Source organism: Coleofasciculus sp. LEGE 07092, assembly GCF_015207375.1.
GTDB lineage: Bacteria > Cyanobacteriota > Cyanobacteriia > Cyanobacteriales > Coleofasciculaceae > LEGE-07092.
Genome location: NZ_JADEWY010000014.1, coordinates 61,119 through 71,626 on the forward strand (window position 1 = coordinate 61,119; position 10,508 = coordinate 71,626).

At 45.6% G+C, this 10,508-nt stretch carries 8 protein-coding genes and 2 pseudogenes; 7 read left to right on the top strand and 3 right to left on the bottom strand.

Features of this window, described 5'->3' with window-relative positions; all coding sequences use genetic code 11:
- Window positions 1-137: 137 nt before the first annotated feature.
- Complete coding sequence (locus IQ257_RS05670) at window positions 138-731, top strand: hypothetical protein (protein WP_228060446.1); 594 nt, start codon at window positions 138-140, stop codon at window positions 729-731.
- Between the two features lie 206 nt (window positions 732-937).
- On the opposite strand, the gene xseB is transcribed toward IQ257_RS05670, so the two are convergent.
- Window positions 938-1,189: an exodeoxyribonuclease VII small subunit gene (gene xseB, locus IQ257_RS05675; protein ID WP_193872610.1), complete on the bottom strand. Its 252-nt coding sequence runs from the start codon at window positions 1,187-1,189 to the stop codon at window positions 938-940.
- A 175-nt stretch (window positions 1,190-1,364) separates the two neighbouring features.
- On the opposite strand from xseB, the gene IQ257_RS05680 reads away from it, so the two are divergent.
- The 6 genes and pseudogenes from IQ257_RS05680 to IQ257_RS05705 all read left to right on the top strand — a co-directional run bounded on the left by IQ257_RS05680 (window position 1,365) and on the right by IQ257_RS05705 (window position 8,521).
- A complete protein-coding gene (locus IQ257_RS05680) occupies window positions 1,365-1,727 on the top strand; it encodes a tetratricopeptide repeat protein (RefSeq protein ID WP_193872612.1) in 363 nt (120 codons plus the stop codon).
- Window positions 1,728-1,779: 52 nt separating this feature from the next.
- Window positions 1,780-2,103 carry a hypothetical protein gene (locus tag IQ257_RS05685; protein ID WP_228060447.1) on the top strand — a complete coding sequence of 108 codons (324 nt, stop codon included), beginning with the start codon at window positions 1,780-1,782 and terminating at the stop codon, window positions 2,101-2,103.
- Window positions 2,097-2,318 (top strand): annotated as a pseudogene (locus tag IQ257_RS05690) (type II toxin-antitoxin system PemK/MazF family toxin); the annotation flags it as partial. The gene IQ257_RS05685 and the pseudogene IQ257_RS05690, both read left to right, overlap by 7 nt.
- A gap of 266 nt (window positions 2,319-2,584) precedes the next feature.
- Window positions 2,585-5,857: a CHAT domain-containing tetratricopeptide repeat protein gene (locus IQ257_RS05695; RefSeq protein WP_193932960.1), complete on the top strand. Its 3,273-nt coding sequence runs from the start codon at window positions 2,585-2,587 to the stop codon at window positions 5,855-5,857.
- A gap of 220 nt (window positions 5,858-6,077) precedes the next feature.
- Window positions 6,078-6,557: a caspase family protein gene (locus IQ257_RS05700; RefSeq protein ID WP_193872616.1), complete on the top strand. Its 480-nt coding sequence runs from the start codon at window positions 6,078-6,080 to the stop codon at window positions 6,555-6,557.
- A gap of 35 nt (window positions 6,558-6,592) precedes the next feature.
- A complete protein-coding gene (locus tag IQ257_RS05705) occupies window positions 6,593-8,521 on the top strand; it encodes a GTPase family protein (RefSeq protein ID WP_193872617.1) in 1,929 nt (642 codons plus the stop codon).
- A 71-nt stretch (window positions 8,522-8,592) separates the two neighbouring features.
- On the opposite strand, the pseudogene IQ257_RS05710 reads toward IQ257_RS05705, so the two are convergent.
- Window positions 8,593-8,814: pseudogene (locus tag IQ257_RS05710) on the bottom strand (IS4 family transposase); the annotation flags it as partial.
- 168 nt (window positions 8,815-8,982) lie between these two features.
- The coding region (locus IQ257_RS05715; protein ID WP_193932962.1) for a ShlB/FhaC/HecB family hemolysin secretion/activation protein at window positions 8,983-10,508 on the bottom strand (1,526 nt) is incomplete at its 5' end.

Consider the following 10,508-nt stretch of genomic DNA (forward strand, 5'->3'; position numbering starts at 1 on the left):
GGGAATAGGTAAGACAATTTAATGGACTTCACTAGTTGGGAAAGGCTATATAAAATTTCTAACTTCTCACTTCTTCTTCTTCATTAAAATGTGTTGAATTTTTAGGAGAACTATCTACTATGTTCAGTTTAGTCCGAATGCTCATTATACAAGATACTGTTCTCAAACGAGAACCGATTCAATCCAGTTTGCTGCCTAGCTATCAGCTTCAAGAGGTACCCGCAGGCACGTTGTTTGTCCTTCAGTCCTACACTCCTCCCGATAGCACCAACCACATCCGTCTGAGTTTGGAAGATATTGCCATTAAAGGTTCAAACATGAACTGGTATGCTTTTGCCAAGCACGTTCAAATCACGAGAGAACCCCTCAGACCTGTAGAAAGTGTTACTCAAATGCTATCCCAAAAAATTGAAAAAGATGTCGTAAAAATGACAGTCTATAGACAAACACTTCCACTTAAAAGTGGTTTGATAAAATTAGTTTTTAATGTAGACACGGTTATCAAGCGAGCACCCACTCAATCGGCATATCTTGCTCCAGATTCCATGCAAGAGATACCCGCCGGGACTGAACTGATGTTGTTAACTGATAAGCCAGATGCTTACAACACCGTTAAATTGCCGATTAGAGACTCTCACATCAGATTTACCCTAAAAGATTTAGAACTCAAAGGTTTTCAACAAGACTGGTACGCCTTTAACCAACACGTTGGACTTCAACTTGTTGGTTAAACCAAATCTCGTGGAGCAGGCGAGACACCTGCCCTACGAAAATGTTTGGGTATTTTTTTAGGGCGATCGCACCTTCTCTAATGAAAATTATGAAACTCGGTTTAGCCATAATTCTTGTAATTCTGGCATTTTATTAAAGACTCCTAAATTCTTTAAACTAAGCTAAGACCTTATCTTGTAGCGTAGGCATCTAACCTGCGACATCATTAAAAGTCAGACTCATCCTTTAATGTCTCAATCAACACATCCATCTGCTGCTGTCGCTGTGCTAGAAAAGCTTCGCATTGGCGCAGGTACTCTACAGCAGTAGAAAATTGTTCAAATACGTCTGCCAATTCTAGTTCGCCAGCTTCTATTTGTTCGATAATGGTTTCAACCTGCTTGACTGTATCCTCATAGTTCCAGGATGAAGGAAGGGAAACGTCAGCTTGATTAGTACGAGGTATGGGTTCGATCATTAGCTGTTTAAAAATGAGATATAGGAGTATTAGATCGACAATACAGCGGTTTACAACGAGCGTGAAGTACATTTTGACCCCCCTAACCCCCCGAACCCAAGGGGGGAACTATATCACACCGACTCGGAAAGTGCTGTAGCGCATAAGCAATCAAATTAAAGTAGGCAGAAGGCAGATGGACTCAACCTGCGGTAAATCAGTTAGAAACAGTAACGACCATACCAATGCCATTGAGATGTACGAGCGGTTTTTAGAGGACTATCCCCAGCATCAACTGGCATCAGCGGTAGAGTTAACGTTGGCACAGTCCATGGTTGCTGAGGCGAAGGCGCAAGGGGCTGGTAAAATTGAACGACCGGGACGCAGTGGTTTGACGGTTTCTGGTACGACAGTGGTAGAAATTCGCAATGATTCACCGGAGGATATGCGGATTGTGTTTAGCGGTTCTGAACCTCGGTTTGAGGAGTTAGCACGCTGTGCCGATTGTCAAAAGTATGTGGGGCAACCCCCGGAATCCTGCCCCAATAACGGAGTATAATAGCTGCTTTTTTATTGTGCAGCAAGCGGGTTCAGATGTAGAGGAGTGAATTTTGTCTAAGCAAGATCCCCGACTTCTTGAAGAAGTCGGGGATCTTGAGTACCTCACTCTAGTTGAGATTATGGCAAACGTTAAAATGGCTATCTCACTGCCAGAATCTTTGTTTGAGCAAACAGAGATTCTGGCGAGTGAAATGAAGCTTTCTCGGAGTGGCTTAGTGGCACTGGCACTAGAAGAATTTATCCGTCGCCATGCTAACCGACAACTGCTAGAGCAAATTAATGAGGCGTATTCAGATTTTCCAGATTCGGAAGAACAAGCAATCCTTGGTCGGATGCGGCATTATCATCAGCAGATTACGGAAGGGGAATGGTAATCAATCAGGGGGATATCTTTTGGGTAGATTTGGGTGAACCTTCAGATTCAGAACCGGGGTATTATCATCCTCATGTGGTAATTCAAAATAATGCGTTCAATCGTAGTCGCATCAGTACGGTTGTGGTTTGTACATTAACTTCAAATTTGAGACGAGCGAAAGCACCAGGGAATGTTTTGTTAGAACTAGGGGAGGCTAATTTGCCAGAGCAAAGCCAGTCAGCCAGTGGTTAAAACCACTGTCTTATAGCTAAAGTCGTCTAAAGACGACTGGATGAAAATTTCAGTCCACTTCAGTGGACTTAAGCTATTAGCCCGGAGTTTTAACTCTGGGCGGGTTGTGTAGCTTGCTGAGAATGGTGCAAGACTCCTTGTCACCCCATTGTTTAAAAAAATTGAGTACAAAACTGCATAAGGGGATAGAGGGTGAGAGATATAGTGTCAGTGAATGATACAGTGCAATCCCTATCCCCGGTTGAGCCATGCGTTTCTCAAGGTTTGGTCTTGTTAGCCTCGCTACTGTTCCTATTGCAATTATTCTGAATGTTGATGTGGGGTTTCCCAGTCGGTTGCTGGGTAGTGGTTTCGATTGGCAGTTAATTCAGCCGTCTCAGGTGTTGGCGCAGACACCGGAGGAGCGGAAAGCGGAAGCGGATCGATTGTTTAATCAGGGAATTGAACAGTTTCAGACTAGTCAATTTGAAGCAGCATTACAGTCTTGGCAACAGGCACTGATAATAGTCCGAGCAATTAATGATCGTCTTGGTGAGGGAGCAGCGCTGGGGAATCTAGGAATAGCTTACTCTTCCCTAGGAGACTACACCCAAGCCATTGAATACTATCAGCAGCATTTAGCGATCGCCCGGGAAATTAAAGATAGAAGTGGGGAGGGACAATCTCTGGGGAATCTAGGAAATGCTTACGGTTCCCTAGGAGACTACGCCCAAGCGATTGAGTACCTCCAGCAGTCATTGGAAATCGCACGGGAAATATCTGACCGCTTTGGTGAGGGACGAACACTGGGGAATCTGGGAACTGCTTACCGTAGCTTAGGAGACTATGCTCAGGCGATTGACTACCAGCAGCAGTCATTGGAAATCGCACGGGAAATTAATAATCGCCGAGGTGAGGGACTAGCACTAGGGAATCTGGGTACTGCTTACGGTTCCCTAGGAGACTATGCCCAGGCGATTGAGTACTACCAGCAGTCATTGGAAATTGCACAGGAAATTAATGACCGCGATGGTGAGGGAAAGGCACTAGGGGGTCTGGGAAATGCTTACGATTCCCTAGGAGACTATGCCCAGGCAATTGAGTACTACCAGCAGTCATTGGAAATCGCACGGGAAATCTCTAACCGCCAAGGTGAGGGACTAACACTAGGGAATCTGGGTACTGCTTACTATTTCCTAGGAGACTATGCCCAGGCGATTGACTACCATCAGCAGAGTTTAGCGATCGCCCAGGAAATTAAAGATAGACGTGGGGAGGGACGAGCACTGAATAATCTAGGAAGTACTTACCATGCCCTCGGAGACTACAGCCAAGCGATTGAATACAAGCAGCAGAGTTTAGCCATCGCCCGGGAAATTAAAAATAGACTTGGGGAGGGAGGAGCTCTGGGGAATCTAGGAAGTACTTACCATAACCTCGGAGACTACAGCCAAGCGATTGAATACCATCAGCAGTATTTAGCCATCGCACGGGAAATTAATGACCGCGATGGTGAGGGACTAGCACTAGGGAATCTGGGAACTTCTTACGGTTCCCTAGGAGACTATGCTCAGGCGATTGAATACCATCAGCAGAGTTTAGTGATCGCCCAGGAAATTAAAGATAGACGTGGGGAGGGATATGCTCTGGGGAGTCTAGGAAATGCTTACGATGCCCTAGGAGACTACAGCCAAGCGATTGAATACCATCAGCAGAGTTTAGCCATCGTCCGGGAAATTAAAGATAGACATGGCGAGGGATATGCTCTGGGGAATCTAGGACTTGCTTACGATGCCCTCGGAGACTACAGCCAAGCGATTGAATACCAGCAGCAGAGTTTAGCCATCGTCCAGGAAATTAAAGATAGACATGGGGAGGGAAATGCTCTGGGGAGTCTAGGAAATGCTTACGATGCCCTAGGAGACTACAGCCAAGCGATTGAATACCATCAGCAGTATTTAGCGATCGCACGGGAAATTCAAGATAGAGACGGGGAGGGAACTGCTCTGAACAATTTAGGAGTTGCTCTGTTCAACTCTGGCAATCTCGTCGCTGCTGAAGAAACCCTATTCGATGGTATTAGGGTTTGGGAATCTCTCCGGTCTGGATTAGGCAATAACGATGCCTTCAAAGTCTCAATTTTTGAAAAACAAGCTAGCACTTACCGCACTTTACAACAAGTCCTCATTGCTCAAAATAAAACCGATACTGCCTTAGAAATTGCCGAACGGGGTAGAGCCAGAGCCTTCGTAGAATTATTACAACAGCGCTTATTGGCAGCAGATTGGGCAGCGGTATTGAAAGCGGATGTAACGGATGGTGTGTCTAGGAATTCTGATAATCCCACATCCGCTACATCCGTTACCCCATCCGTTGCCAACATTAAAGAAATTGCCCAACAGCAAAACGCCACTCTGGTTGAATATTCGATTATTTCCGATACTTTTAAGGTTGAAGGTAAAGAGCAATTCAAAGAATCAGAACTCTATATCTGGGTGATCAAACCCACCGGTGAAATAACTTTCCGTTCAGTTGACCTCAAACCCCTGTGGCAGAAAGACGATATTTCCCTAGATGAGCTAGTTTACATCAGCCGTGACGCCATGAATGTCCGAGGTTTGCAAAGAGCATCCGTTCGTCTCCGACCCGGATTTGAACAAAAACACCAGGCAAACCAGACCGAACAATTACAGCAACTCCATCAACTCCTCATCCAACCCATTGCTGATTTATTACCCACGAACCCAGAGGAACGAGTCATCTTCATGCCTCAATCCTCCCTGTTTCTCGTGCCATTTCCCGCCCTGCAAGATGAAGAAGGTAACTATCTAATCGAAAAACATACTATATTAACCGCTCCAGCGATTCAAGTCCTACAATTAACCCGCGAACAGAGAAAGAAGAATCAGGAACAAGAAATAGGAAATCGGGAATCCTTAGTTGTCGGGAATCCCAAAATGCCTAGTGTGCGCCCCGACTTCGACAAACCCCCAGAACCCCTCACACCCCTTCCCGGTGCTGAACAAGAAGCCAAAGCCATTGCACCTCTTCTGAATACCCAACCCCTCATCGGCAGCCAAGCCACAGAAACCGCCATCAAACAACGTTTAACTAACGCTCAATTCATTCATCTAGCCACCCACGGACTACTCGATGATATCCGAGGAATCGGCAGTGCGATCGCCCTCACTCCTTCCGATAGTGATGATGGCTTACTCACTGCTGACGAAATCCTCAATTTAGACTTAAATGCTGAATTAGTGGTGTTGAGTGCCTGCGATACCGGACGAGGCAGAATTACTGGGGATGGTGTGGTGGGATTATCCCGTTCTTTAATTAGTGCAGGTACTGCTAGTGTGGTGGTTTCGTTGTGGCAAGTTCCTGATGACTCCACGGCTTTTCTGATGACTCAATTTTATCAAAATCTGCAACAAAATCAGGATAAGGCACAGGCATTACGACAGGCGATGTTAACCACGATGAAACAATATCCTCAGCCTTTGCAATGGGCAGCTTTTACGTTGATTGGTGAAGCGGAATGAGGACAACGGATTTGGCAACGGATTTTGGTAGCGGATGTAACGGATGTGTGAGAGCTGATTGCTCAGTAATTAGACCAGGGAATTTATTCCCTGTCTCAAAGCTAAAGTCGTCTAAAGACGACTGGATGATAATTGTAGTCCATTTTAATGGACTTTTGCTATTAGCCCGGAACTTAAGTTCTGGGCGGGTTAAGACTTAAACAAAACTCTAAACTAACCTATGTCTCCCATCAAACGCCGTCAATTCCTCCAATTTGCAGGTTCCGCCCTAGCCACCATCGGGTTCAGCCAACTCGATATTATCCGCCAGGGCGATCGCTACGGTAAAATTATGGCACAAGATACCCCCCGTAAACTCGCCCTCCTCGTCGGAATTAACGACTATCCCAAAAGCGATCGCTTCCGGAATTTGTACGGCTGTCTTAATGATGTTGAATTACAGCAACAGCTTCTCATTCACCGCTTTGGCTTCAACAAGAATGATATTCTCACTTTGACTAATACTCAAGCCAGCCGTCAGGGAATTTTAGATGCATTTAACGAGCATTTAGTCAAGCAATCCAAACCCGGAGATGTGGTAGTCTTCCATTTTTCTGGACATGGTTCTGAAGTGTTTGACCCCAATCCTATTGATCCAAATTATAAATTAAATAGTACCTTTGTCCCCGCCGATGACTATGGAATGTTAGATCGACAATAGCGCATAAGCAATCAAATTAAAGTAGGCAGAAGGCAATGGTGCGATTAAAATTGTGGCAGTTAATCATATTAGCAACCCCGATCGCTTCGATCATCACGTTTGTGATGGTATCGGCGGGATTGCAGATTCACCAGTGGGGCATTAATTGGATTTGGGGTGTATTCATTTTCATTTTCGCTGGTTGGCGTTGGTTACTTGTCAAATGGACTCAACCTGCGGTGAATCAGTTAGAAACAGCATTAGCAGAGTTTAGTGAAGAACTAGAATCGGCTTCAGATCAAACGACGGGACTGCTGGCAGGAGATGATGCTACAAAGAAAGCAGAAGCCTCATTTCAAGACATTCTGAAAGCGGCACAAAATGATCCACCCGCTTGGGAAGACTGGCAAACCTTTTGGCAGCGATGCCAGGAGGTTGTAGTAGCGATCGCTCATATCTACCATCCGGAAGTGAAGTATCCCCTACTCAACATTTACATTCCCCAAGCTTATGGGTTAATTCGAGGAACAGTAGATGACATGGATCGGTGGATGCAAAAACTATCCCCTGCCCTGAATCAGGTTACGGTTGGGCAGGCATACCAGGCATACGAAGTTTACCAAAAGCTGGAGCCATCTGCTCGTAAATTTTGGAAAGTTTGGAACTGGGGGCAGTGGATTTTAAACCCAGCAGCAGCGGTGGCAAGGCTTGCCAGCAAGCGTTCTACCGATCAGGCAACTCAGCAACTATTAGTCAATTTGGGTCAAATGCTGCGGGAAGCTGCCCTGCGAAACCTATGCCAGCAAGCAATTACCCTCTACGGCGGTAGCACTCTGCCGATTTCAGAGGTTGCCTCATCCACCTCAACGTTACCTAAGGCGAAAACGAAAACCCTTCGAGATATCCTTGAGCAAGCTGAACCCACTCAAGACGTTGAGCAAAAACCGATCAATATTTTGCTAGTCGGGCGAACGGGAGCCGGAAAAAGCAGTTTAATTAATACATTATTTCAGGCAGAGCGAGCAGAAGTCGATGTTCTGCCTAGTACCGATACGATTCAAAATTACCACTGGCAGACTGAAACTGGAGAAACATTGACGCTTTGGGATACTCCCGGTTACGAACAAGTCAACCGTGCCGATTTGCGGGAACTCGTCCTTGACTATGCCACGAATGCCGATTTGCTGCTATTAGTCACCCCTGCCCTTGATCCAGCCCTGCAAATGGATGCGGACTTTCTCAAAGACATGAAGGTAGACGTTGAAGAGTTACCTGCGATCGCTATTGTCACACAAGTCGATCGTCTGCGTCCGATCCGGGAGTGGGAACCCCCCTACGACTGGGAATGGGGCGATCGTCCTAAGGAAAAATCTATCCGCGACGCGACTGAATATCGAGCAGAGCGTCTGGATGACTTCTGCGATTTTGTCCTACCGATTGTAACCGGTGACAGCAAAACAGGTCGAAGGTCTTGGAATGTAGACGCACTATCCTTGGCACTCGTCGATGCAATCGATCCTGTTAAACAACTCCGGCTTGCCCGCTTTTTGCGTAATCTAGAAGCCCGCACTGTCGCTGCTGCCAAAATTATTGATCACTATACCTTTCAGATGGCAACGACACAGGGACTAACAGCACTGCTCAAAAGTCCTGTTCTCCAGTTTATTTCTACCCTATCAACTGGCTCTCCAACGTTAGCTTCTGTGCTAGCCTCGCAAATTCCAGTAGAACAATTGCCGATTGTTATTGGTAAGCTTCAGATGGCATATGAGCTATTCTTGCTCTTAAATCCAGACTCTAACTTGCGTAACTTTGACTTACTCTCCCTTTGGTTCTTGCTGCTAGAAAACCCCAGTTCACCCGACCGGAATGCTTGGGCATTTGGTCACGCCTTAGTAGAGTATTGGAGTCAGAACCTAACCGTTGATCAACTTCGGGAGCGGTTTGAGTATTACCTGAAGGATCAAAGTGCATACGTTTCGTAAAAGTCAGAGCTATATCGGATTGAGCAAGCGCATCCTCAAAGGTTCTGCCATCTTCAGTCATTGGTGACAAGTTAAGGCTGTATGCCAGTTGTCAAGGGGATTTGAGAAGATGCTGGAAAGAAAAACTGGTCAGAACCTCGTTGAATGTCAGGAAAAGGTGCAATAATTAACTTAAACTTAGGTTTTCGTGGCTGTTTAACAATACCTAAATCTTGGTTTTCTCTTGCCGCGAAATACTTAACAGGGTCAGTTGAGCGACCTTTTTGATGAGCGACTGAAAAATGATAAAGACCTCAGTTGTCAGTAAACCCGAAAACCCGCCCGGAGTTTTAACTCTGGGCTAATAGCTTAAGTCCATTGAAATGGACTACAAGTCTTATCCCTATTCTGTCACTCTCCGGTTTTTCCTATTATTATTATTTTCTAGAAAGGAGATATATTAGTCAATAATCAACTAGCACCTAAAAGAGTTGATAACGAATGGAAAAAGTAATCCCATTATCTTGCAGACTATCTCCTTCATCCTCCACAGAAATGAGAGGAATTCCCCAATAGAGTTGAGCCGAAATGGAAGGCTCAAACTGCCAGAGTAATCCTAAACCAATACTAGCCAATGTACGAGATCTAGAGGCTTCACCTTCATGATTCCAAACGGTGCCGATATCAAAAAAAGGAGCAAGCTCGATTGTGCCAATTCCCTCAGGTTCCTGAATAATTGGTAAACGAACTTCCAGGGAACCAATAATTCCATTATCAGCTACCCCTTGGTTTTGCCGATAGCCTCGCACTGTATCGATTCCACCAATGCTGAACTGTTCTAAGGGTAAGAGTGAGTCGAAGGAGAGTTGAGCACCAGCACGGGCGATTAAGATAGCATCGTTACCTAATGCTTGTACTAACTGAAACTGCCCTATCCAACTTGTAAAACGCCCATCAATTCCTGTATTATTAATAGTAGCATCAAATAAATCTAAACCAAAACTAAACTGCGATCGCGCTGCTAAAACTCGGTTAGTAGAACGATTCACCCAGTCTTGGCTAAATCGCAAAACCGTTACTCTCGATTCACCATCTTCGGGTCCTAAGGAAAAGGAAAAGGGAATATCATCGAGTAAGAAGGTTTGGCTTTGGCGCAAGTCTAGAGACAATCCCAACGTAAATTCACGGGTAGGTGTGCGCACAATCGGTTGACGGAAACCCACCGAAAAGGTAGAGGAGTTGGAGTTAATGTCAAGGACAGAAAATGGCTCCTCAATAATCTCACTACTGCTGCGATCATAGCTGAAACTTAAGGTGCCATCACGGGGATTTAACGGAATTTCATAGCTGAGATTGTACTTGTCGATTCCTGCCGTTATGCCATAATTCGCACTCAAGCGATCGCCAAAGCCCAAGACATTTTGATTCGTCACGATTGCCGTTGCCCCCGTTGAGCCAACACTCGGCGATTCTCGATTTTCTACCAAAACAGAGCTTGTCCAAGTCTGGGCTTCCTTGAGCTGTAATGTCAATACATTAAAACCCGGTATCGTGCCAGCCGATAATTCTGCCTGTACCCTATCAAGGCGAGGATCGATTTGCAACAGTTGTAAGGCTTCTTCAAGACGACGCAGATTAATCGGCGCTTCAGTCGCTAAACGAATCCGCGATCGCACATAATTGGAATTCAAACGCTTCAACCCCTGAATCTCAACCCGCTCAATACCGCCCTCTACAATCTGAATCTGTACGACACCATCTGTGACATCTTGAGAGGGTAAAAATGCTCCAGACGTGGTGTAGCCATTATCGGTATATAAGCGAGTGATAGCAGTACGAATCCCTAAAAGTTCTTCAAAAGACGCCTCTTTACCGATAAACGGTGCCACGACTGCTTGTAATTCTGCTGGTGAAAAAACGGTACTGCCTAACACCTCAACTCGTTCTACCTTAACTCGGATTTCTAATTCCGTTGGGGGAATTGCTGGGGAGTCAGGGGGGGTGTTAA